Genomic DNA, 24,407 nt, shown 5'->3' with positions numbered 1-24,407 from the left:
GTATGTTTGGATTAGCAAAAGGATTGAAATACACGTTGAAAAATATGACGCGCAAGAAACTAACCTATGATTATCCTAATGAACCCTTACCACTTCCCGATCGCTTTAGGGGAATTCAAAAATTTTACCCAGAAAAATGCATCGTCTGTAATCAATGTGCCAATATATGTCCGACAGATTGCATTACACTCACGGGGAAAAAGCATCCCGATTCAAGTAAGCGGGGGAAAATTATTGATACGTATGATATAAATTTCGAAATTTGTATTCTATGTGATTTATGTACGGAAGTTTGTCCTACTGAGGCAATCATTATGACAAATCATTTTGAACTCGCAGAATATAGTCGTGATGAATTATTTAAAGATCTTGTGTGGTTGGATGAAAATGATACCCAATTACGAAAGGAGAATAAGGCATGAGCGGCGAGTTTTTCATATTTATTGTTTTATCACTCATCGCTATAGGCGGTGGGATTATGATGATCAACTTAACGAAGGTTGTTCATATGGTCGTCGCTCTCGTCTTTACTTTCATTAGTATTTCTGGCATCTACGTCATGCTTTCTGCAGAATTTATTGCAGTAGTTCAAATCCTCATCTATTCAGGTGCAATCACAATTATGATGCTTTTTGGCATTATGTTAACGCGTCATAATGACAAGAGCGAGACGAGTGGAGGAGGCTTTAGAAAATTTCTCATCTTTCTTGCCATCCTTGGGTTCGGGCTCGTCTTCTACTTAGGTATATACCAACTTGAACTAGGGGAACCATCCACTTCATTGCATGAAAATAATACAGAGCAAATAGGGATTGCCCTTTATTCGAAATATATTATTCCTTTTGAATTAACTTCGGTTATTTTACTCGTCGCTCTTATTGGTGCGATAGTGTTAGCGAAACGGGATGATGAGGAGGGGGAAGAACGTGAGTAGTGTGCCGTTATCTGCCTATTTAACACTAGCCATTATCCTCTTTTGTATCGGATTATACGGGGCATTAACGAAGAAGAATACTGTCATTGTACTTATTGCCATTGAATTAATGTTAAATGCGGTTAATATTAACCTCGTTGCTTTTAGTAAGTATGGCATGATGCCTTCAATAGATGGTCAAATATTTGCCCTTTTTGCCATTGCAGTTGCTGCGGCTGAAGCGGCAGTTGGGCTCGCTATCCTCATAGCTATCTATCGAAACCGTAAATCCGTCAATGTAGATGATTACAACTCTTTGAAAAATTAGCTTGAATGAACATACGTCATTCGTATGAATAAAAGGGGACATGAAGAAATGATGGAGATTGCATGGATCATACCGCTTTTTCCGCTTTTCTCCTTCTTAGTGCTACTTATTTTTGGAAGGAAGTGGCGGAGAGGGCAAATTGATTTCGCAGTAATTCTTTCCTTAGTTAGTTTTATATGTGCCTTACTGGTTTTATTTGCGCGTTTCACACAGGAAAATGTAAAGGTAGAGTTCATATGGCTAACCATAGGGGAGACTCAATTGACTGCAGGTTTTGAAGTCAATCAATTAAATGCCCTAATGCTTGTCATTGTTTCGCTCGTTAGCTTCCTCATACATATGTATTCAAAGGCATACATGGAGGGAGATGAGCGCATAACAGTATTTTTCTCCTACTTAGGACTATTCACCTTTGCGATGCTTGGACTTGTTCTTTCTCCCAATCTATTACAAACATATATATTCTGGGAGCTTGTGGGCGTTGGGTCATTTCTATTAATCGGTTTTTATTTTTATAAAGAAGAGGCAAAAGTAGCTGCCAAGAAAGCATTTATCATGACGAGAATTGGTGATGTCGGCATTCTCATTGGTATGATTCTTCTCTTTTGGCAAGTAGGGAGCTTTGAGTATGATGAGATTTTTGCTGCTATCTCAGCGGGTGATCTATCAGAAACGATGGCTACCTTAACAGCTATTCTTATCTTTATCGGAGCCGTTGGGAAGTCTGGTCAGTTCCCGTTGCATTCGTGGTTACCTGATGCGATGGAAGGACCTACGCCTGTATCGGCATTAATCCATGCTGCCACAATGGTAGCAGCTGGTGTTTACCTTGTAGCAGCGCTTTATCCGTTATTCGCCTATAGTGAGGTGGCCATGCTTACCATAGCTATTGTGGGTGGTTTTACCGCCATTTTTGCTGCAACGATTGGGATGACCCAAAAAGATATTAAAAGAGCATTAGCGTATTCTACTATAAGTCAGCTAGGTTATATGATGCTTGCATTAGGGGTGGGAGGTTACGTGGCAGGTGTTTTCCATTTAACAACACACGCCTTTTTTAAGGCACTATTGTTTTTAGCTGCTGGTAGTGTCATCCATGCTGTTCATACCCAAGATATTGAGAAAATGGGTGGCTTATGGAAGAAGATGAAATGGACTGCGCCATTCTTTCTAATCGGGACAATGGCGATTAGTGGAGTACCTTTATTATCAGGCTTTTTTAGTAAAGAAGAAATATTAGTGTCTGCCTGGGTGAGTGGTCATTACTTATTATTCACGCTTGCAATCGTTGCTGCTTTCTTCACTGCATTTTACATGTTCCGCCTATTTTTCTTAGTATTTGGTGGAGAAGAAAAGAAAGAGCATTCAATGGTAAAAGAATCATCCAATTGGATGACTGTTCCCATGCTGGTTCTTGCTTTGTTAGCGATTGTTGCTGGTTATATACAAACCCCTTGGTTCGGAACATTTTTAGGAGATTGGTTAACAACGGGCATAGCTGCAAATGTACATGGTCATCTCGATGGTCCGCTTTGGGTGATGATTGTAGCCACGGTTGTAGCATTCTTAGGTATCTTGCTTGCTTGGTTAATGTATAGTAAGAAAGTGATTTCCCGAGATTGGTTTACATCAAGAGCTCCTTATACGTATCAGCTGGTAGTAAATAAATATTATATCGATGAAGTGTATCAGTATATCTTTGTTAAAGGTAGCCGCTTCGTAAGTCAAGTACTACATTTCGTGGAGGTTTATTTGATTGAAGGTCTCATTTCTCTCGTAACCATCACAATTAGACAGTTGAGCATGCTTGGTTCAAAGTTCCAAAATGGGCAGACTCAATTGTATGGGACGGTTGCTTTTGTTGGGTTAGCCATTCTGATTGTAGTGTTTGCATTGACAGGAGGTGGCTTATAGTGGGATTTCCGTTTATATTGAGCATTATTGTATTTGCGCCCCTTCTCGGTCTCTTATTATTAACACTGGTTGCAAAAACGAAGGAGAAAACGATTAAAACAGTCGCTATACTTAGTACCCTTCCTTCTCTTTTTCTATCAATCTACTTAATTATCTCATCTAAGATGGGTGTAGAATTAGTTAGTTATTCCGGGAAATTAAGTTGGATGCAATTTGGTAATCCCGAAGTCTTTGGCAAATTATACAGTATTGATTATGAATTAGGAGTAGACGGTTTTTCTCTTACTCTATTGTTATTAACTGCCTTACTCTCTACGTTAGCCGCTTTTGCTTCATTTCAGATCAAAGCAGGGTGGAAAGGATATTACATGCTATTTCTATTATTAGAAGTTGGCATGCTCGGGGTGTTTGCTGCTGAGAACTTAGTTTTATTCTTTATCTTTTTTGAAGTGACATTAGTGGCAACCTTCTTTTTAATAGGTAAATGGGGGCTATATGAAAAAGAACGAACAGCCTTCTCTTTGCTCATTTATAACGGGATTGGGTCAGCAATCCTTTTAGTTGTCATCATGGTATTGTTTGCTAAAACAGGTACGGCGAATATCGAGGCCTTAATGTCTATTTTAAGTGCAGATGATGGAACGGTTTTTTCATCAAAAGAGAAAACGGGCTTGCTGCTTGCCTTATTCATTGCCTTTGGGATTAAGCTTCCTATTTGGCCGTTTCACAGCTGGATGGTTAAGGTTCATGCTGAAGCGCCAGCAGCAATTGTCATGCTGCATGCGGGTGTACTGTTGAAAATTGGCGCCTATGGTCTCATCCATTTTGGTTTAGGCTTCTTTCCTAACCAGTTTCAATCGCTCACTTTATGGCTGGCGATACTTGGTGTAATCAACTTGCTTTATGGTGCGTTTTTAGCATTATCCCAACAAGAACTGAGAAAAATTTTAGCTTACTCATCGATTTCGCATATGGGTATCGTGCTTATCGGATTGGCTGCATTAAATGAAGCGGGGATACAAGGAGCGATGTTTCAAGTGGTCTCACATGGGTTAATTGCCGCCTTGTTCTTCTATCTTATCGGTATCTTTTACGAGAGATATCAATCTAGTTCCATGGATGATTTAAATGGGCTAGCGAAAACAATGCCAATCGCTTCAGGTTTTTTGTTAGTAGCAGGTCTCGCCTCATTAGGTTTACCCGGTATGTCAGGGTTTGTCGCGGAATTTCTCGTGTTCCTGGGTCTATTTCAAGAATGGCCAGTGCTTGCAGTTATCGCATGTTTAGGAATTATATTGACGGCTGTATATATATTACGAGCAGTACTAGGGATTACTTTTGGCCAACAAGAGAAGGTGAAAAGGGTAAGAGATATGACGTCATTAGAGATTTGGCCAGCAATTATTTTGCTTTTATGTATTGTTGGTATTGGTGTTTATCCAGATATTATCGGTTCAACTTTAAAATCAATCATCATTGGATTAGGGGGGTGAAATAAAAATGGATCTTGATACATTATTATCATTTAGTTGGCATGCGATGGTTCCAGAATTCATTATTCTTGGTACAGCTACTCTACTATCCCTCCTAGATTTATTTCTACCGAGGTCGTTTCATCGGAAATGGCTCGGTTGGCTTGGTGTAGGAAGTATCGTTGCAGCTTTAATCTTTTTACTTACACTCATAGGGGACACACCTTTTGCGATCCTCTATGACACCTTCCGATTAGATTCCTTTGCGATTGCTTTTAAATTAGTGTTATTAGTTGCTGCCGGCTTTGTGTTGTTGTTAGCTATTTCATATGAACCGAAAGAAGAATTAACGGAGTTCAGGGGAGAGTTTTTCTATTTATTTTTAGTGGCATTACTTGGTGCGATGATTATGTCCTCCAGCGCTGATTTAATTACTCTTTTTGTAGGTTTAGAGCTAATGACCTTATCATCCTATATATTAGTAGGAATAAGAAAGAAGCATCTCCCTTCAAACGAGTCAGCAATGAAATATGTCATTAATGGTGGAATTGCCACAGCTATTACTTTGTTCGGTATGAGTTATTTATATGGGATTGCTGGGACAACCAATATTTTAGAAATGGCGGGTAGGCTTCAAGAGTTAACGAATACTCAACATCTATTTTTATTAGCACTAGCTTTTCTGATGATTTTAGCTGGTTTAGCATTTAAAATCGCTGCAGCACCTTTTCATATGTGGACACCAGATGTTTATGAAGGAGCGCCGATACCAGTTACCGCTTTTTTGAGTATTATTTCAAAAGCAGCAGGGTTTATTTTAATCATTCGAATGTTCATCACGGTTTTTTATCATATTCCGGATGTGAGTAACAATTCTTCTTTATTAATGGCGCTGCAAAACTTTTTAGCCGTTCTTGCTGCCGTGACGATGATATGGGGGAATTTAGTGGCACTAAGGCAAACGAAGATTAAGCGGATGCTTGCCTATTCAAGCATTGCACATGCGGGATATTTATTAGTTGCGGTAACGGCTTTCTCCGCCTTTATGGTAGAGACGATTTGGTTTTATTTAACGGCCTATTTATTTATGACAATCGCTGTTTTTTCCTTGTTACAATTAATGAATATTGAAGAGCTAAAGCAATTGTCTGGGCTTTCCAAACGCGCTCCCCTTTTAGCTGTTGCACTCGCACTTACTATGCTAGGGTTAGCGGGGATACCAGGAACATCAGGGTTTATTGGCAAACTGAATATTTTTCTAGGCGCATTAAGCACAGAACCAACGCATTATCTATTAGCTGTTATCCTAATCGCCACTACGGTGATATCTTATATATATTATTTTAAGTTGATTATTTACGCTTTCTTCCGAGAAGCGAATCATAATTTTCAAATGAGTGGGAAGAAGTTGAATGGCATTATCATAAGTATTTGCGTGATGATGACAGTATTACTAGGCGTTTTTCCACAATTAGCTTATGATTTCCTCCATCAAAATTTTTTATCATTTTATGATTTCTTACAGTAGAAACGGGTATAGAAGAAGGGAGAGCTCCTTCTTCTTTTTTATTTATGGAAAGCAAAGAGCTTAAAGTAAAGTAAATTATGGAAAAATAAATTTAGGTGAAACGAAAACTGAAACAAAAACGTCAATTGTTAAGAGGGTGTGTGCTATCTTTCTGAAGGTGATTTGAGTTAAAATAAATGGTGTAGTTTTTGATTGAAGGAGTGGGTCATGTGATCTCTGGATTTGGCCAACAGGCATTGGTTAGTATTATTGTACATTTAATATTTATTGCTGTAGCTTGGTATGCTTTGCAAGCGATTAAAATTGATACGTGGATCAAGGCGAACCATGTTTTGCAAGCAAGGGTATTATATGTATTGTTATCGATCGCACTTGGATCGATTGTCGGTAACTTTGTGCTTGATTATCTTCTTTGGTCTCAACAACTTCCATTTATTTTGCAATAATCCATTTGTCAAAAAATAGACCTTAAATATAGGTCTTCGTACATGTTTTCATTTGCTCAAAGTTTGAGTACAATGCATGATGTTGCTATAAATTTTCTTAAAACTATACATATAATCTGACTTAATATTCACTCAACTAGTGGATGTCAAAATGTGACGATAATTCCCAAGTATGCCGATCTCTCCTTTGGTAACAATGGTAGTAAGGGAGGGAGTTAAATGAAGAAGTATTCATTTATATTTTCTATAATGGGAATTGTCGGGTTAGTTTGGATTATTTTCGGCAATCATTCGGATGCAGCATCTGTAGAAGAGCTTTCACTAATACAAATCGCTCAAACTGTACAGGACGAGAATATTTTGATTCAAGAATGGTCAGTTCATGCAAGGGAAAACTTGGAAACACTACAAACCTTTGCAGAAGTAAAAGCATATACTAAAGAGATGAAAAAGAGTTTTACGGACTGGAAATGGTCTGTCCAAAAGGAATCTCAAGAAAGATATGAAGTCATAGGAACGCTTAAAAAAAATGATCTGACTGAAACGATAAAAATACTTTCAACCGACACAAAAAACAATGTACAAACGTATGTCATTTATGAGGCGAAAGGTGCTGGCTACGAAGGCAGTATCCAGGAAAATATGGGGAACTATATGAAAAGTCAGATGTCTGACATTTTTACTAAAAAACCCAATATTTTCTCTTGTATCATTGGTCATTATGATGGTAATATGAGGGAGTCTATGCTTGAACAAATGAACGGATTATTGTCCACATTTAATGCGAAAGAAATAGAAGCGTTAGAAGAAGAGCAATTTATTTCGACATCGGCATATTCACCTATGTTCAAAGAGTCTGTTACAACGGATGGCAAAGATATGAATTTACAAATTGGCTTAAGAAAAGAAGGGTTGGGCGCTAAGACAACTATTGTTATCGGCACACCCATCATAACGATTGAATATTAATATAGAGAAAATGGACGCGGAGGGGAATACACTTTGGAAAAAATCATCGTCCGCGGCGGAAATCGGTTAAGTGGCACAGTCAAAGTAGAAGGCGCAAAAAATGCTGTTTTACCGGTAATCGCTGCAACATTGTTAGCAAGTGATGGAAAAAGCGTAATTCGTGATGTCCCAACTCTCTCCGATGTATATACAATTAATGAAGTATTACGTTTTTTAAACGCCGAAGTGGGGTTTGATAACAATACAGTAACTGTTGATGCATCTAGAGAGTTAAAAGTAGAAGCACCATTTGAATATGTTCGAAAAATGCGTGCATCTGTTTTAGTCATGGGTTCACTATTAGCGAGAAATGGAAGAGCAAGAGTAGCATTGCCAGGCGGCTGTGCGATTGGTTCACGCCCGATAGATCAACATTTAAAGGGTTTTGAAGCAATGGGTGCAACAGTTAAGGTTGGCAACGGTTTTATTGAAGCAGAAGCTCCAGAAGGAAAACTGCATGGTGCGAAAATATATCTTGATTTTCCTAGCGTAGGCGCAACAGAAAATATTATGATGGCTGCTACATTAGCAAAGGGTACAACGATTCTAGAAAATGTAGCAAAAGAGCCAGAAATTGTGGACCTTGCGAACTTCCTTAATAAAATGGGTGCAAAAGTTCGTGGTGCTGGAACAGGAACGATTCGTATTGAAGGTGTGGATGTATTATTTGGTGCTGAGCATCATATTATTCCAGACCGAATTGAAGCAGGTACATTTATGGTAGCAGCAGCCATTACAGGCGGCGATGTTCTTGTCAAAGGCGCTGTACCAGAACATGCAACATCTTTAATAGCAAAAATGGAAGAAATGGGCGTTCAGTTTATCGAAGAGGAAGAAGGCGTTCGCGTCATCGGCCCGTCAGAACTTAAAGCTGTCGATATTAAAACGATGCCTCACCCAGGTTTTCCAACAGATATGCAATCTCAAATGATGGCACTATTGCTTCATGCCAAAGGCACAAGTGTTATTACGGAGACTGTATTTGAAAACCGCTTCATGCATGTGGAAGAATTCCGTCGCATGAATGCAGATGTGAAAATCGAAGGTCGCTCTGTTATTATGGAAGGACCATCCAACCTACAAGGTGCAGAAGTTGCCGCAACCGATTTACGTGCTGCAGCTGCTCTCATCTTAACAGGACTTGTAGCAGACGGCATAACACGTGTAACAGAATTAAAACATCTTGACCGTGGCTATGTCGATTTCCATAAGAAACTAGCGAGCTTAGGTGCAGACATTGAACGTGTGACTGAAGCAGACGAAGATATGTCTACAACTGAACAAACCATCATTACTGATTTGAATGCATAAAAATGGCGAACCACTAATCTTTTTAGAGATTGGTGGTTTTTTTTAGCTAAGGATGAAAATGTAGATGTACATATATGTGAGATCAAAAAAGCCAAGTTATATTAGGGAATGGGTGCACAGAGTATATAAAACTGATGAGATGTTGGGCAAACAGGAAATGCGCACAAATGAAGTCACATAACCATCGAGATGTGATTGAGGGCAAAAAAGGACAAAGGTTCATCCACAATTTTTTTTAGGTGTTGTAGGACTCTATCTATGATTTGGTTGTGGACTCAAAACTATTCATTACCATAGTGAAGGTGAACATTTAGCTCTCGCAATTAGCCCTAACTCCATTTTCACTCGGTTCTCTATCTCTACCATTACACAAGAAATAGCTACTTTACTAGAGAAATTCAATAGTGGGATTTTGTCATAATGGCTCTATTTCGACCATATGATTGAATGAGACGTGAATCTTGATGGAGGCTAGCATATGACAAAATTCAAACCATTCATCGTACTATCAGCATTACTCTTTACACTTGTATTAATTATTCCAGCCTTACTAGTAGTTCTTCCTTTGGGAAATGATGAGAAGCAAGAGAATCGAGAAACTGTAACTGCGGAGAAGAAGAAGGGGGAGGCAACACCTTTCACCTCGATGGAACCTGCAGTTGATGTGGCTGTTTACCGTACCGATGCCAACAAAGTGGAAACCTTTGCTTTTGAAGACTATCTTATTGGGGTTGTTGCTTCTGAGATGCCTGCTGAGTTTGAGCTAGAGGCGTTGAAGGCACAAGCATTAGCAGCGCGAACGTATACAATGCAGCATCTACTGGCAGATGAGGGTTCATTACCAGATGGTGCCATGATTACTGATTCCACTGATGATCAAGTTTTTAAAAACAAAGAAGAGCTCAAGAAAATATGGAAGTCCGATTATGATTGGAAAATCGAGAAAATTACGCAAGCAGTTCAAGAAACAAGTGGGCAAATTCTTACCTATGATGGTAATCCTATAACAGCAGCGTTCTTTTCAACAAGTAATGGCTATACGGAAAATGCAGAAAATGTTTGGGCTAATGCGACCCCGTATTTAAAAAGTGTCAAAAGCCCCTGGGACATTGATACACCAAAATTTGCTGATCAAATCTCTATCCCTGTGTCCGAATTTGAAAAAAAATTAGATGTGAAAGTACCTTCGGGTCAAACTGTTGCTAAAATTGTTGAGAAAACAGATGGTAATCGAATAGGGAAAGTAAATATTAATGGAACCATGATTAAAGGAACAGATGTTAGAATGAAATTAGGATTGCAATCAACTGACTTTACCCTGAAGAGAAATGGCGATCAGATTAATATACAAACAAAAGGATATGGACATGGGGTTGGCATGAGTCAGTATGGTGCAAACGGTATGGCGAAAGAAGGTAAATCATATAAAGAAATCGTTTCTTATTATTATAAAGGAATCGAAATAAGTGAATCTGATACGATGGTGGCAAAATTAACTGCACAAAAGTAAGTTTAAACAAACAGCTTCAATCGGAGCTGTTTGTTTTCTGTTTGAATGTAGATCTCTTAGTACTTAAGTATTCAGAAAATAATTATTTTGATAAAACATGTATATAAAAATCGAGTTAGTAAAAAATAAATCCAAAAAAATTTTTAGATGATGTATATATCTTCTGGAATCTGTTCAAACTGATGCCAGAGGTGATGAAAAATGAGAGAGGAAGAAAAAAAGACTTCTCAAGATTCTAGTTTTAAAAAGTTTATGAAGAAACGTTGGGCTTATCCAGCAATTTACATCGCGAGTGCAGCACTCATACTTAGTGGCGTTCTATGGTTCCAAAACAGCAATGAAAATGCTTCAGACACAGATGGATTCGATTACGGTGAGACAGATCTTACTGGCAAAGGTAATGAGGATGCAGTTGAAGTAAATAATGCAATGGAGAACTTTGTGCTACCGGTAGAAAAAGCGGACGGAGCAGTAATCCAAACTAAATTCTATGATGTACATGGTGAGGAAGCGGCTCAAGAAGAAGCTTTGGTATTCTACAATAACACATACCAACCAAATGCAGGTATTGACATTGTTATGGAAGATGGGAAAACATTTGAAGTTCGTGCAGCATTAAGTGGAACAGTTACTAAGGTGGAAGAAGATGCAACACTAGGTAATGTCGTTGAAATTCAGCATGCTGAAGGAATTGTGACACGCTACCAATCCATTACTGATATGAAAGTAAAAGAAGGTAGTGTAGTGGAGCAAGGAGATACAATTGCTCAATCTGGTCAAAGCCAAATTAACCAAGAAGCTGGAGAGCACGTACATTTTGAAATCCGTAAAGATGGTGTAGCTGTAAACCCAGAAGAGTTTGTTGGTAAAACGTTAAGTCAATTGGAAAAAGCTGAAATAGCTGAAGAGAGTACACCTGCTGAAGATGCAGCCCAAGAAGGTTCAACGGAAAGTGCTGATGATGAATCAGATGCTGCGCCAAGTGATGAAGGCCAATCAGAAGATGATGGTGCAAGCAATGAAGATGAAACAGACGCTGATACTTCTTCGGATTCACAAGAATCATAAATAATGTTGAGACAAAAATGGAAAAGTTTCGACATTTCTCGGGAAATATTCATTCGTGAATATTTCCCTTTTTATTTCTTATGGTGTTTGAGTAGAATGTATTGATAGTAATGAATTTTTTTTATATGTAATGAATAAATCTTGACCAGTAAATGCTTGAAGTCTAGAAGCAGACTGTAGAGGTGCCAGTAAAGTGAAGAACTCTTCATCGGCTTGGAATTCGAGCACACGATCATCTGCAGCTCCAATAAGTTTAGCTTGCGATGTATACATTTCATCAATGATGGTTAATGGCTGAAAAGCGTTAATATGATTATCTTTAAGGTTGTTGAGTGTTTTTAATTCTTCAACGCTTAGTCCGTATCTACCGGCAATTCTCCATAATGTTTCCCCAGGAGCGACAATATGTATAAATGGTTCACCTGATAAACCTTGATAGTTTGTAGGATATGGAATGTCTAGCGATTGCCCTACAGTAATATAATTGTCTACAAGTTGGTTATGTATTTTTAATTCTTCGACAGAAAGATTATGTTTTTTGGCAATACGATAGAGTGTATCATTTTTTTTAACTTTATAAGTAGCGGCTTCTGATGATTGCTCATTCAAGCTGAAAATGACAGCAAGAATAATGACTGTAGCAGCCAAGATGCCTGTTAATTTCATTCTTCTTATTTTCATCCTTCTTTGTCTCGCTTCAAAGATTCTCTCTTTCCGTGGCTTTAACACTGTCAAAATAAATCACCCTTCAATTGGAAAATAATTGTTATATAACCATGTTTTATCTATTGGCTCGATTTTTAGTGTAAGTCAGGGATGGATTAAACAACAATAGGAATAAAGAATCTCTTGTTCATTATAAAGAATTGGGTATTTGGATTTTATGTATGGACTTTTATCACTTTTCATTGGTTACTGAAATACATTTAATTGAGTGATTAGAACTAAAAAATGCTCTTTTGTAATATAGAGTAAGAAAAAGGGTTTGCGAAACTTGTCGAAAAATAAGAATTTATAATCAGGTCTAATCACCCTTTTTTAAGTCATAAGTCGCAGGTATTAAATAACAACCATGTTTTATAGAGAATGTCTTCTTGAAAAAGATTGCTTAAAATGAAAAAAACATACAGCTACTTGTCCTACTTGTGTTTTTTGTGCATATATTTTAATCCAAGCTAATAAACTGTTACAAACCTTACAAAGAGAATGTTTGAGGTGAGGGGTCGTTTGTTTAGTAACAGCTGTATAATCTCTAGGATATGTTTAGCTACTGCTCGGCAGGTTTACCTGCTACTCTTTTAACAACTAGTAAAAAACACACTATAAGACAAAGTAAAAACGAGTCTCATTTCACACTTCTCACATCCAATTTAGGGAGGGCGAGTAGTGTGCACGATTACATCAAAGAGAGAACCATCAAGATTGGAAAGTATATCGTGGAGACGAGAAAAACGGTTCGCGTAATTGCGAAGGAGTTTGGCGTATCCAAAAGTACAGTCCATAAAGATCTTACAGAAAGATTGCCTGAAATAAATCCTGACCTTGCTAATGAAGTAAAAGAAATATTAGATTATCATAAGTCCATTCGTCATTTGCGAGGGGGAGAAGCAACAAAGTTAAAGTATAAAAAAGAAGAGCTTGAAGAAGAACCCATCAAATAATGTATGAAGCGGGCAGAGGGAGGTAAGATACAACCACCATCTGCCCGTTTAACCATCACTCCTTTATTACTTCAAAGTGTTCTCACCAGCTTTTATCCCAAGAATCAACCAATTCGACAATTTCTCCTTAAAAAGTCACAATATATTTTGACAAATAGTTATTTATTCTCCTAGAGATGTGCTAAAATAATTAACTAGGATATAATGAACTTGATATGTGCTTTTGTTAACGTGGAAGCCCTAGGATATACATAAAACAACTCTTTTCTCAGGTTGCTTGAGAAAGGCTTTTGTATGGGGAAATATTCGTGCGGAAACGAAAAATCAATGATAGATTGCTTACATAAGCAAAAAACACAAAAGGCATTTTACATGCCTATTAAGCCATTTGAACTGTAAAAATGAGAAGAAGATTTAGTTGCGAGGAGGAAGTTAGGAACAATGTTTGCAAGAGATATTGGAATTGACTTAGGTACGGCAAATGTACTGATACACGTAAAAGGAAGAGGGATCGTATTAAACGAACCTTCTGTTGTAGCCATTGATAAAAACACGAATAGAGTACTAGCTGTTGGTGAAGAAGCACGCCGTATGGTGGGGAGAACGCCTGGAAATATTATTGCTATTCGCCCGCTAAAAGATGGTGTTATTGCTGACTTTGATGTAACTGAAGCGATGCTTAAGCACTTTATTAACAAATTAAATGTAAAGGGCTTTCTATCTAAACCACGTATTCTTATTTGTTGCCCTACAAATGTAACGAGTGTCGAGCAAAAAGCGATTAGAGAAGCCGCAGAAAAAAGTGGCGGTAAGAAAGTCTATCTTGAAGAAGAACCGAAAGTTGCTGCAATTGGTGCGGGAATGGATATTTTCCAACCAAGTGGTAATATGGTCGTAGATATTGGTGGAGGAACAACGGATGTGGCTGTTCTATCTATGGGTGATATTGTTACATCTTCTTCAATTAAAATGGCCGGTGATAAATTTGACAATGAAATTCTCCAATACATTAAAAAGGAGTATAAGCTTTTAATTGGTGAGCGTACGGCTGAAGATATTAAAACTTCTATTGCAACAGTATTCCCTGACTCTAGAAATGAGAGCTTGGAAATTCGTGGACGTGATATGGTTTCTGGATTACCTCGCACAATTACTGTTCATTCAAAAGAAATCGAACAAGCTTTAAAAGAGCCTGTAGACGTGATTGTTCAAGCTGCAAAAAGCGTTTTAGAGCGGACACCACCTGAACTATCAGCAGATATTATTGATCGTGGCGTTATTCTGACTGGTGGAGGAGCATTGCTTCATGGTATCGATATGCTTCTTGCTGAAGAATTAAAAGTACCTGTTCTCATTGCTGAAAATCCGATGGACTGTGTCGCAATTGGAACTGGAATTATGCTTGATAACATTGATCGTTTACCACGGAAAAAATTAAGTTAACAAATGAGTAAGGCTGACCTAATGATTCTCCTATAGGCCAGCCTTTTCGTTGAAGAGGAATGCATTTACCTCTAAGTAAATAATGTTAATTAATTATGCAGCCTTTCCGATATAAAAGGGAGACGATAATATACGGGAGTGACCGATATGTTTAGAGGGTTTTACACTGCAGCATCAGGTATGTTAACGCAGCAAAGAAGAACGGAAATGTTAGCTAACAATATGGCCAATGCAAATACACCTGGTTTTAAAGCAGATCAAACAGCAATTAGCAGTTTCTCTGATATGTTACTGCAAAGAATAGATAGTCAAAATATCCCTACTGAAAACGGATTTCGTATACCAGTTAACGAAACAGTTGGAAGTATTAGTACAGGTGTATATTTACAAGAAGCAATGCCTTTATATACCCAGGGTGATTTGAATGAAACAGGTCTGGCTACAGACTTATCGCTTGAAAATGGTAATCTTCCGGACGGTAGTGCATTGTTTTTTACTGTTGCTGGTGAAGATGGGAATACAAAATATACACGCAATGGTAATTTTACATTAGATAGCCAAGGGTATTTGACTTCAGCAAGTGGTTTATACGTCTTAGATACAAACGGGAACAGAATCCAACCAGGTAGTGAATCATTTACCGTTAATGATGAAGGGTATTTAACAAATGCAGCTGGAAATACCACACGAATTGGCGTAGCTTATGCGGAAACAACAGAGAATCTTCTAAAACAAGGAGATGGACTCTTCGCTACGGAAGATAATACTGCTTTGCAAAATGGTTACGGTAATGTAGCCTTTCGTATCCACCAAGGTTTCTTAGAACGTTCCAATGTTGATACCTCAAGAACGATGACAGATATGATGGCAAGCTATCGTACGTTTGAAGCCAACCAAAAAGTGTTACAAGCATACGACCGCAGTATGGAGAAAGCAGTAAACGAAGTTGGCCGTCTTGGATAACAACCAGGAAGTTATAAGGAGGCGATGAAATGAACCGTGTAATGATTACAGCAACAAACACCTTATCACAATTACAAAAGCAAATGGATATACACGCCAATAATATGGCGAATGTCGATACTACAGGTTTTAAAAGAAGAGAAGCGTCTTTTGGTGAACTTCTCGTTCAACAATTTAATAATCAACCTGCTGAAGAACTAATGGGCGTACAGAGAATGACTCCAGAAGGCGTTAGACAAGGTGTAGGGGCTAAACTTGCCCAAGCTAAGCTAGTGAGCACACAAGGCAGTCTAAAATCAACTGATCGGGCATTAGACTTCGCTTTAACAGGAGAAGGTCAATACTTCCGCATTCTTCAACAAACCGAAAACGGTGCTGAAATCCGTTATACCAGAGACGGCTCTTTCCATCTTACGCCGTCAGGGAATAATGAAGTGATGCTTGTAACTGGGAATGGTGATGCCGTTTTAGGACAGAATAATGAACCCATTACTTTTTCTTCAGATGTAAACCAGTTTACATTATTGGAGCAAGGCAGACTCCAAGCTCATACTGCTAATGGAGACATTGAAACGGTAAATATTGGGATTACGGTCGTACATAAACCACAATATTTAACACAAATCGGTGAAAATATGTTAAGCTTGCCTGCAGAGGCTGAAATGGATGGCATTGATATTTATACTGATTTAGCTGGGCAGTTCAGTGGCGATATTTCACTATCACAAGGTGTCCTAGAACAATCAAATGTCGACCTTTCAAAGGAAATGACCGACCTAATGAACACACAACGTTCATACCAATTTCAATCACGTTCAATAACGATGGCTGATCAAATGATGGGCCTCATTAATGGAATTCGTTAAAGGGGAAGAAAACGATGTCACTTAATAACGAGCAAGATTCGTCAACAAGAATAACTAAACAAAAAGCGCAACATAATTCAACTACTACACGTGAAGATAAAACCACAGTGAACCGAATTAGAGTGCGACTTATACCGATCTGGCTACGAATTATTATTGTGCTAGTTTTACTTGCCATTTGTATCATCGCGGGTGCAGCGTTCGGATATAGTGTGCTTGGTGATGGCCAGGCAACAGATATTTTTAAAAAAGAAACGTGGATGCATATGATTGATTTGGTTAATAAAGAGAACTGAAGAATGGGGAGCGCATGTATATGCCTCCTTTTTGTTTTGACTTATTTTAAGAATTTGAAAATGAAATTGTTTTATCTTTGCATTTGGGCTTTTTTTTAGTACAATAATAATTAATATTATACCTATTATTAGTAGGAGGTACTAAAAATGCTTGATATTAATGAAATAAAAGAAATTATTCCTCATCGTTATCCCTTTTTATTAGTAGATAAAATCCTTGAAGTGGAAGAAGGTCAAAGAGCTATTGGCATTAAAAATGTTACGGCTAATGAAGAATTCTTTAATGGCCATTTTCCTGATTACCCCGTCATGCCTGGTGTTTTAATTGTGGAAGCATTAGCACAAGTAGGCGGAGTGGCGATGCTGAAAAAAGAAGAAAATAAAGGAAAGCTCGCTTTTTTCACTGGGATTGATAAATGTCGATTTAAAAAACAAGTGAAGCCGGGCGATCAGCTGCGATTAGAGGTCGAAATGACTCGTGTGAAGGGCCCGATTGGTAAAGGAAAAGGTGTTGCAACCGTCGACGGCGAACTAGTTTGTGAAACAGAAATGATGTTTGCATTGAAATAACATCAAAAGAAGTAATGCCCGCTTTATATAGGGCATTACTTCTTTTTTTCTCTGCAAGGCACTATCACAGGCGGAAAATTTTACAATCAATCAATTTGAAATTTTGTTCAGGTTTTCGGGAACGATAACAAAAGACCACAATAGAGGTCAAAAATTTTTGAAATTGGAAGGGAGTTTTACCCATGAATACAAAGCTGTTAAAATTACTGTCTGCATCTGCTTTAGCGGCGACAATGCTTGTTGGTTGTGGAGCAAACAATGAGCAAGAGCCACCGCCAGAAGATAATGATAATATTGAAGAGCCAGCAGAATTAGAGGATGGAAATGACATTAATAATAATGATCAAGACGATCTAAACAATGATGATGATGGTATGCTTGAAGATGACAATAATACAGATGAAAATTTAAATGAAGATGCACCTGCGGACGAAGAAAACAAAGATAATATGTAAATAAAAAAGAGGTTCCGATTAAACAATCGGAGCCTCATTAAAGTTTAAAGATATCCACGCGAATATTACGAGTATGAACATCTCGAAAAATCGGGTGGAGATCCTCGGAGAAAGCATATATTAGCTTTTCCTTATTTTTTATTACTCGTCAATCTTTGTGCTCTTTTCATTTGGCCTTTAAATTCAGCAAGAAGTTTTTCGCCACTTAACCCTTTAGAAACGAGGTCACTAAGTAATATCTCTGCGAATTCATTTCTTTTATGACGAATGCTCCCTAAGAAAAGGACACTCATATGTTCTTCAAATTCATTAATGGATGCAATTTTAGTAATGAAATGTGCTGGATCATTATCTTTTTTCGTAATTACTACTTGTAGCGGTACATCGATTTCTTTTTTGCGGAGATTGGAAAAGAAGGAAAGGTGCTTTTTATCAATAAAGGCCTCGAGTAGCCACCGACTATTCTCATCCTCTTTATTAATAATGAGTCCGTCCTCCAATTCGACATCTACTAACTCATCCTCATCCCAAACCTGCATGGAAACTAGCTTAAATGTCTTCATGCGACCCCTCCCTTTCTCAAAAGTTAACTGAGTTGTCTAAATTATATCATAGAAGATATACAAAACGAAAATATCTTACAAAAGGTAAGTTATAGTTTATTTACCCCTTTTTAGGTCCCCTTTACACATATAAAAAGAAATAGGATATGCTTAAGGAAAACAGTTTGAAGGAGATAAATATTGGAAAAATATCGGACCAATACCTTATATTTTACATACCATTTCACATGCTCTCCCAATGAAATAACAGCAAGCGATAAACGTGACACTGCAAAAATTCTGTCGATTGATATTTTTTTTACAATAAAGATTAACAATCAATTATATTTCCAAGCAGATTTACCTGCCTTTGAATTTTATAAAGCATTGGCGAAATGGCAAAAAAAATGGTTGAAAAATCAACAAGCGGCATTTTATTATTTTTCAATTGAGTATGATGAAGGAGCTATTTTGGAAATGATTCCTTTTCATCGGTTAGCACGATTGAACACTAGCTGGCCAGAAGCTGAGGTTTATAATGTTTTTGCCCACCAATATCTTGTAAACGAGCTAAGCTTACTAGAAGGAAATTTAAAAAACGATATAGAACGTTATTTTGATATTAAAATCAGTTCATTTATGCCTCATATTCCTTATAGAGAAGAATGTTGAAATTTGTCGAAATTTATCTTACCTTTATTGCAAAAGTTAATTTTTTGCCATATTTTTATGGGAAAATTTAAATTCTGACCGTCTATCCGCAGTTTTGAAAGCCTGTCGTAAATGAAAATTATTTTTCCGTTTTTTTACAAGTTATACAAGCTATATTAACCTAGTGTCAGAAAGGAGGAGGATGATGAATCAAGTTGGCATTGTTGGAAGGTTAACGAAAGAGCCGGATTTAAGACTTGTATCAGATGGAAGGTCGGTGGCAAATATAACGGTTGCGGTCAATCGTCAATTTCGCAATCAAAATGGAGAGATAGAAACTGATTTTATTCAATGTACACTTTGGCATAAATCTGCGGAAAATCTCGTTCAGTATTGTACGAAAGGGTCACTTATAAGTGTTGTTGGCAGATTACAATCAAGATCATATGAAAAGGATGGAAAAAGGAAGTATGTGATGGAAGTGATTGTCGAGCAAGTACGTTTCCTCGATAATCGAAAGAAAGAAAAACAACAAAGGGAGGAGATGAATCCAGATGACTCAAGAACAAAAAGTGATGGAAACACTCATAGAGAGTCTTATCAAAATGCTTGGTAATGCAAACTATCGAATGAGTGAGATGGAGAGTAGACTGGCACAATTAGAATGTATATTGAAAGAATCGTATGATAGAGGAAGAAAAAGAGCTTAAAGGAACCTCAATTTACTTTTATCCCCTTATTACCTTCTATTAGAAAGAATCAATGAACATCCTCATAATATCCCCAACTTGAAGCAGTGCCTATCGCACTGTTTTTTTCTTGTAAGTATTAGGACGTATAGGATATTTAAAAGTAAATTTTGAAGTCAACAAAATAAGGAAGCAAGTGGAGAATGGAGAAACCCCACACTCAAATAGGAAGGCTAAAAGCATTGTAGCAAAAGGGTGCAATAACAGACTTAGCAGAATAGGACCATGACAATATATCATTTTTCGTTTCCTTTATCATTTTATGCTGAAAACAAGTGCGCTTGTTATAGTTACATTTCTCCACTATACCATTTATGATTTCCCGTTTGTTTTTATTTTGAGAGAGGAAAAAGTGGGTATATGTGAATGGTTCATTAATAAAAAATATTTCGAATTATAAAATAATTATATTTTACTAGGCAAATTAGCATAAATTGGTACTTTAGTACTCTAAAACTAAATTTTTCCTTATGTTAATTTAATAGAGAAACGAAAAATTCTGAATTTTATTTACAGAGGGGGAGTTGAATGTTGAAAAAAAGCAGGATTCTTGTCGTATTAATGGCCTTTTTACTTATTTTCTCTGGGTCAGTGTCAGCAGCAGTACCTGAGAAGAAGGTAGAAAATACTAAAGGGAAAGAAAATCAGCTCAATCTACAAAAAATAGAAAAAACGGATGCCGAGGAACAATATAAGAAGTCTGATATTGTTCGTGTAATTGTCGAAATGGATAGTGAGCCGACCATTGCATACGCACAGAAAACAAAAAAAACATTTAAAGAACTACCCGCAGCAACGAAAAAGAAACTGACAAACGAGAAACTAGCAGAACAAAAAGCGGTGAAGCAAAAAGTTAAAGACAACAAAGTGAAGCTCGTCGAACATGAAAGTTTCACAACAGTTGTGAATGGATTTAGTGCAGATGTAATGTATGGGGATATTGAGAAAATTAAAGAAGTAAAAAATGTATCCTCTGTTGAAATAGTGAATGAATATGAACGCCCAGAGGAAAAACCTGACATGGTTTACAGTAAAGAATTGGTACAAGCTCAAGAGGCTTGGAGAGAATATGGCTACAAAGGCAACGGTATGGTTGTCGGGGTTATTGATACAGGTATTGATCCAGATCATCAAGATATGATTTTATCAGATGAGACGGAAGTCGATTTAACAGAATCTAAGGTTAATAGAATAAAAGCAGATAACGAGCTACCGGGAAGCTATTATACTGAAAAAGTACCATATGCTTACAATTATATGGATGAAGACGAAGTAATCGGTGATGTGGCTGAAGGAGCAAGTATGCATGGTATGCACGTATCAGGGACAGTAGGCGCAAATGGAGATGAAGAAGATGGTGGAATTAAAGGTATTGCACCGGAAGCGCAAATTCTCGGTTTGAAAGTATTTGGTAACGATCCTGAATTCGGTTCTACATATGGAGATATCTATGTAAAAGCCATTGATGATGCGATTATTTTAGGAGCGGACGTATTAAATATGAGTCTTGGGTCAACAGCAGGATTTGTCTCGCCAGAATCTGCCGAATATAAAGCGATTGAGCGAGCAGTTGATAATGGCGTCCTTATGTCTATTTCAGCTGGTAACTCTGCTCATTTTGGTAATGGCTTTGCCAACCCAACGCCAGAAAATCCGGACTTTGGTGTAGTTGGTTCGCCAGGAGTATACACAGATTCATTACAAGTGGCATCTTCTGAGAATTCATTTATGGATCTCGATGCCATTAAGGTGAATATAAATGGCGAAGAGGTGGATGCTCCATTTCTTTCAGCTGGTGACAAGCACCCTAACGATGTCGACACAAAAACGTTCGATGTTGCAGATGGAGGACTTGGCTACCCTGATCAATTAACAGAAGTTACAGGGAAATATGCAATGATTCAACGTGGAGAATTGTCATTCGTTGATAAGGCGATAAATGCACAAGCGGCAGGTGCTGTTGGCGTAATTATCTATAATAATACAGATGGTTTCGTCAATATGCAGTCAGATCCAGCTATTACAATTCCACAATTATTTATGCCAAAAGTGAATGGTGATCCAATTGTTGAAGCGCTTCGTGCTGGAGAAGAAGTAACATTTACTTTTACTGGTGAAAAAACAACAGCACCAAACCCTGAAGCAGGCAAGATGAGTGCCTTCACTTCATGGGGTGTGACACCGAACTTAGACTTTAAGCCTGAAATTACGGCGCCTGGTGGGCAAATTTACTCGACATTAGAAAATGGCCAATACGGCATGATGAGTGGTACATCCATGGCAGCTCCACATGTGTCTGGTGGTGCAGCACTCGTTCTACAAAGAGTAGATGCTGACTTTGATTTAACTGGTTATGATCGTGTATATACAGCGAAAAATATTATGATGAACACATCTCAACCAATCGATGATCAAGGCCTTGTTAATGAGTCACTTGAGTGGGATGTTCCTTATTCACCTCGTAGACAAGGATCGGGCATCATGCAATTGCACTCAGCTCTTTCTACACCAGTCGTTGTAACAGAGGTAGAAACGGATGAGGCAAAGGTAGCCTTAAAAGAAGTTGGGGATACTTTTGAGTTCACATTGCAAGCAGAAAACTTTAGTGATGAAGACGTCACTTATGACGCAGCTGCGAATATCCAAACAGATTTTGCTGCATATGGAGAATTAGGCTGGAATCCAAATGAACTTGAAGCACAAGAATTATTGAATGTTGAGGTCACTGTTGATGGTCAAGAATCGGCTGAAATTACTGTTCCTGCAGGAGAAACAGTTACGTTTACCGTTCAAGCCGATGTAAGTGATGCACAAGTAGTTGAACCGAGCCAAACGGGTAATTGGACAACGCCAGTTGATGTTGATGAAGTATTTCCGAACGGTTATTTTGTGGAGGGGTATGTGACATTAACTGATTCAGCAGATACTCACCCAGAACTTTCTGTACCATATGTAGGATTCAAAGGTGAATGGGATCAATCGCCGATATTAGATGGATTAAAGTATGATGAATCATCCTTCTATGGTATGGGTGGTGCTGTTTATGAATCTGGCGACAGTTACTATTATCTTGGTTATGACCCGATAGCTGATGCATATAAAGCGGATAAAGTAGCAATTTCTCCAAACGGAGATGGTGTACAAGATGCCATCATTCCTGCTCTTTCATTCTTGAGAAATGCCCATCAAGTGGTATTTAGTGTATTAGATGAAGATGGTAAGCAATTGCGCAAGTTGAGAACAGACAATGATCTGAGAAAAGACTATTATGACGCTGGTCAAGGTAGTTATTACAAAATTAACTCAGCATGGAAATGGGATGGAAAAGTAAAAAATAAACTTGCTGCAGATGGTAAGTATTATTTTGAAATTAAATCTGTCATTGACTTCCCTGATGCCGAATGGCAGTCAGTAAAAATTCCGGTTATCATTGATACAAAGGCACCGGAATTGGCTTTCAAAGTGACTGAAGGTAATAAAAAGTTAACGATTAATGCATCAGATCATGAAAAAGGTTCTGGCGTATCTTATCTTGATATTTTAGTAGATGGTGAGTCTTTATTAGAAACACCGCTTGCAGGGGATACAGAGGAATATACATTCTCAGAACCATTAGAGGTTGGTTCGACTGTAACTGTACAAGCATTTGACTATGCGGGCAATGTAACAACGAAGGAGCTAGAAGTGAAACCTGCCGATCAAAAGGCACCAACCGTTCGTTTAACGACTCCCGAAGCTTTAAGCACAGTGAATACAAATGATATTCAATTTACTGGTACCATTACTGATGAATCTGAGATTAGTGAATTTACTATTGCAGGTGAGGAAGTAGAACTGACTTATGATCAAGAGAAGAAACAATATACTTTTGATACAATTCTTCATTCTGAAGACGGTGCACCTTCCTTTGCCATTAAGGCAGTCGATGCAGCAGGGAATGTGGCCCAGTTCAAACGAACAATTTTAGTAGATGCAACCGCACCAGAGGTTGAGGTACTTGGATTACCTGAAAGTGAATATATTGAACATGATGCTGAAAATCCAGTTGTGGATGTAAGAGTAGCCGATAATTTTGATCAAATCCGTCTTTATTTAGATGGCGATGAGGTTTATTTCAAAGAATTCCAAGAACCTTATGAAATGAGAAGCTTTGAACATGTTGTGGCAGATATTGAGCTTGAATTACAAGACGGAGCGAATGAATTTACGTTCGAGGCAATTGACATTGCAGGCAACAAAACGGTACAAACAGTGGAATTATACAAATTAGGTGAAGGAGAAGAAGCACCTAATGGAGACGGACCAAACAACCAATTCCCGATTTCTCCAGAAAAGCCTGGAAATGTTGTGAAACCAACACTACCAGGTAGCGGAGGTGGCATTAAAGCACCGAATCCACTACCAACAAACCCAATTGCACCAGGAAAACCTGTGATTGGTGGTAAAATAGGGTTCTAAATAAGCGTAAGAGTCTAGCAGATTGCTAGGCTCTTATTTATTACGTATAGAAAAGACTAGAAATGGGTGAGGGGGCAATACAGTAGTTAAATGAAAATAAGGGTTAGTGGTATTAGCAAGTCTCTTAGAAGGGAAACTAGAGCTGAGCGCGTAGCAAATAGGAGTTGTGAGTCATTCAGAAGAAAACCAAGAGCTGAGCGCGTAGCAAATAGGAGTTGTGAGTCATTCAGAAGAAAACCAAGAGCTGAGCGCCTT

At 37.9% G+C, this 24,407-nt stretch carries 23 protein-coding genes; 21 read left to right on the top strand and 2 right to left on the bottom strand.

All coding sequences use genetic code 11. From position 1 onward, the window contains the following. Positions 1 to 2: 2 nt before the first annotated feature. The 11 genes from nuoI (at position 3) to MKX83_RS22255 (ending at position 11,498) form a co-directional block, all read left to right on the top strand. Positions 3 to 422 (top strand): NADH-quinone oxidoreductase subunit NuoI, encoded by a 420-nt coding sequence (nuoI, locus tag MKX83_RS22305; RefSeq protein WP_095371601.1) that lies wholly within the window; start codon positions 3 to 5, stop codon positions 420 to 422. Beyond that, entirely contained in the window at positions 419 to 934 is a 516-nt protein-coding gene (locus MKX83_RS22300) for an NADH-quinone oxidoreductase subunit J (protein WP_341058068.1), read from the top strand. The genes nuoI and MKX83_RS22300 overlap by 4 nt, the downstream gene beginning before the upstream one ends. After that, positions 927 to 1,241: an NADH-quinone oxidoreductase subunit NuoK gene (nuoK, locus tag MKX83_RS22295; protein WP_095371603.1), complete on the top strand. Its 315-nt coding sequence runs from the start codon at positions 927 to 929 to the stop codon at positions 1,239 to 1,241. Before MKX83_RS22300 ends, nuoK begins: the two co-directional genes overlap by 8 nt. Before the next feature lie 48 nt (positions 1,242 to 1,289). Beyond that, positions 1,290 to 3,155, top strand: coding sequence for an NADH-quinone oxidoreductase subunit L (gene nuoL / locus MKX83_RS22290; protein ID WP_341058064.1), 1,866 nt, complete (start codon positions 1,290 to 1,292; stop codon positions 3,153 to 3,155). Beyond that, positions 3,155 to 4,648 (top strand): complex I subunit 4 family protein, encoded by a 1,494-nt coding sequence (locus tag MKX83_RS22285; RefSeq protein WP_341058062.1) that lies wholly within the window; start codon positions 3,155 to 3,157, stop codon positions 4,646 to 4,648. The genes nuoL and MKX83_RS22285 overlap by 1 nt, the downstream gene beginning before the upstream one ends. Before the next feature lie 7 nt (positions 4,649 to 4,655). Beyond that, positions 4,656 to 6,155, top strand: coding sequence for an NADH-quinone oxidoreductase subunit NuoN (gene nuoN, locus MKX83_RS22280; RefSeq protein ID WP_341058059.1), 1,500 nt, complete (start codon positions 4,656 to 4,658; stop codon positions 6,153 to 6,155). Between the two features lie 209 nt (positions 6,156 to 6,364). Further along, the gene (locus MKX83_RS22275) at positions 6,365 to 6,601 is read left to right on the top strand and encodes a DUF1146 family protein (RefSeq protein ID WP_095371607.1); all 237 of its coding nucleotides are present in this window, start codon (positions 6,365 to 6,367) and stop codon (positions 6,599 to 6,601) included. Between the two features lie 219 nt (positions 6,602 to 6,820). After that, positions 6,821 to 7,570, top strand: coding sequence for a YwmB family TATA-box binding protein (locus MKX83_RS22270; RefSeq protein WP_095371608.1), 750 nt, complete (start codon positions 6,821 to 6,823; stop codon positions 7,568 to 7,570). Between the two features lie 33 nt (positions 7,571 to 7,603). Then, on the top strand, positions 7,604 to 8,920 hold the full coding sequence (murA, locus tag MKX83_RS22265; protein ID WP_095371609.1) for a UDP-N-acetylglucosamine 1-carboxyvinyltransferase: 1,317 nt from the start codon (positions 7,604 to 7,606) through the stop codon (positions 8,918 to 8,920). 478 nt (positions 8,921 to 9,398) lie between these two features. Continuing rightward, positions 9,399 to 10,430 (top strand): stage II sporulation protein D, encoded by a 1,032-nt coding sequence (gene spoIID, locus MKX83_RS22260; RefSeq protein WP_095371610.1) that lies wholly within the window; start codon positions 9,399 to 9,401, stop codon positions 10,428 to 10,430. Positions 10,431 to 10,631: 201 nt separating this feature from the next. Beyond that, positions 10,632 to 11,498 (top strand): M23 family metallopeptidase, encoded by an 867-nt coding sequence (locus tag MKX83_RS22255; RefSeq protein WP_095371611.1) that lies wholly within the window; start codon positions 10,632 to 10,634, stop codon positions 11,496 to 11,498. Positions 11,499 to 11,576: 78 nt separating this feature from the next. Here MKX83_RS22255 and MKX83_RS22250 read toward each other — a convergent pair whose 3' ends face one another. Further along, the gene (locus tag MKX83_RS22250; protein WP_095371612.1) at positions 11,577 to 12,233 is read right to left on the bottom strand and encodes a LysM peptidoglycan-binding domain-containing protein; all 657 of its coding nucleotides are present in this window, start codon (positions 12,231 to 12,233) and stop codon (positions 11,577 to 11,579) included. A 653-nt stretch (positions 12,234 to 12,886) separates the two neighbouring features. Between MKX83_RS22250 and spoIIID the strand changes: the two genes are divergently transcribed. The 7 genes from spoIIID to MKX83_RS22215 all read left to right on the top strand — a co-directional run bounded on the left by spoIIID (position 12,887) and on the right by MKX83_RS22215 (position 17,752). Then, a complete protein-coding gene (gene spoIIID, locus MKX83_RS22245) occupies positions 12,887 to 13,159 on the top strand; it encodes a sporulation transcriptional regulator SpoIIID (protein WP_095371613.1) in 273 nt (90 codons plus the stop codon). A gap of 441 nt (positions 13,160 to 13,600) precedes the next feature. Then, positions 13,601 to 14,602, top strand: coding sequence for a rod shape-determining protein (locus tag MKX83_RS22240; RefSeq protein WP_341058054.1), 1,002 nt, complete (start codon positions 13,601 to 13,603; stop codon positions 14,600 to 14,602). A gap of 147 nt (positions 14,603 to 14,749) precedes the next feature. Next, positions 14,750 to 15,565, top strand: a complete 816-nt coding sequence (locus MKX83_RS22235) for a flagellar hook-basal body protein (protein WP_095371615.1) — start codon at positions 14,750 to 14,752, stop codon at positions 15,563 to 15,565. A 29-nt stretch (positions 15,566 to 15,594) separates the two neighbouring features. Then, the gene (locus MKX83_RS22230) at positions 15,595 to 16,431 is read left to right on the top strand and encodes a flagellar hook-basal body protein (RefSeq protein ID WP_095371616.1); all 837 of its coding nucleotides are present in this window, start codon (positions 15,595 to 15,597) and stop codon (positions 16,429 to 16,431) included. A 14-nt stretch (positions 16,432 to 16,445) separates the two neighbouring features. Then, positions 16,446 to 16,727 (top strand): DNA-directed RNA polymerase subunit beta, encoded by a 282-nt coding sequence (locus MKX83_RS22225; RefSeq protein ID WP_095371617.1) that lies wholly within the window; start codon positions 16,446 to 16,448, stop codon positions 16,725 to 16,727. A gap of 147 nt (positions 16,728 to 16,874) precedes the next feature. Continuing rightward, positions 16,875 to 17,297, top strand: coding sequence for a 3-hydroxyacyl-ACP dehydratase FabZ (fabZ, locus tag MKX83_RS22220; protein ID WP_095371618.1), 423 nt, complete (start codon positions 16,875 to 16,877; stop codon positions 17,295 to 17,297). A 182-nt stretch (positions 17,298 to 17,479) separates the two neighbouring features. Next, the gene (locus tag MKX83_RS22215; protein ID WP_095371619.1) at positions 17,480 to 17,752 is read left to right on the top strand and encodes a hypothetical protein; all 273 of its coding nucleotides are present in this window, start codon (positions 17,480 to 17,482) and stop codon (positions 17,750 to 17,752) included. A gap of 131 nt (positions 17,753 to 17,883) precedes the next feature. Here MKX83_RS22215 and MKX83_RS22210 read toward each other — a convergent pair whose 3' ends face one another. Beyond that, entirely contained in the window at positions 17,884 to 18,315 is a 432-nt protein-coding gene (locus tag MKX83_RS22210; RefSeq protein WP_095371620.1) for a YwpF-like family protein, read from the bottom strand. 180 nt (positions 18,316 to 18,495) lie between these two features. On the opposite strand from MKX83_RS22210, the gene MKX83_RS22205 reads away from it, so the two are divergent. The 3 genes from MKX83_RS22205 (at position 18,496) to MKX83_RS22195 (ending at position 24,152) form a co-directional block, all read left to right on the top strand. Continuing rightward, the gene (locus MKX83_RS22205; RefSeq protein ID WP_322909829.1) at positions 18,496 to 18,966 is read left to right on the top strand and encodes a DUF7878 domain-containing protein; all 471 of its coding nucleotides are present in this window, start codon (positions 18,496 to 18,498) and stop codon (positions 18,964 to 18,966) included. A gap of 184 nt (positions 18,967 to 19,150) precedes the next feature. After that, complete coding sequence (locus MKX83_RS22200; RefSeq protein WP_307318234.1) at positions 19,151 to 19,561, top strand: single-stranded DNA-binding protein; 411 nt, start codon at positions 19,151 to 19,153, stop codon at positions 19,559 to 19,561. Between the two features lie 661 nt (positions 19,562 to 20,222). Further along, positions 20,223 to 24,152 (top strand): S8 family serine peptidase, encoded by a 3,930-nt coding sequence (locus MKX83_RS22195; protein WP_322909828.1) that lies wholly within the window; start codon positions 20,223 to 20,225, stop codon positions 24,150 to 24,152. The last annotated feature ends 255 nt before the right edge of the window (positions 24,153 to 24,407 follow it).

Source organism: Cytobacillus sp. FSL M8-0252 (assembly GCF_038007345.1).
In the GTDB taxonomy this organism is placed as follows: Bacteria; Bacillota; Bacilli; order Bacillales; family Cytobacillaceae; genus Cytobacillus; species Cytobacillus kochii.
Note: the sequence above shows the minus strand (reverse complement) of the source record. Positions and strands in the feature narration are given on the sequence as shown.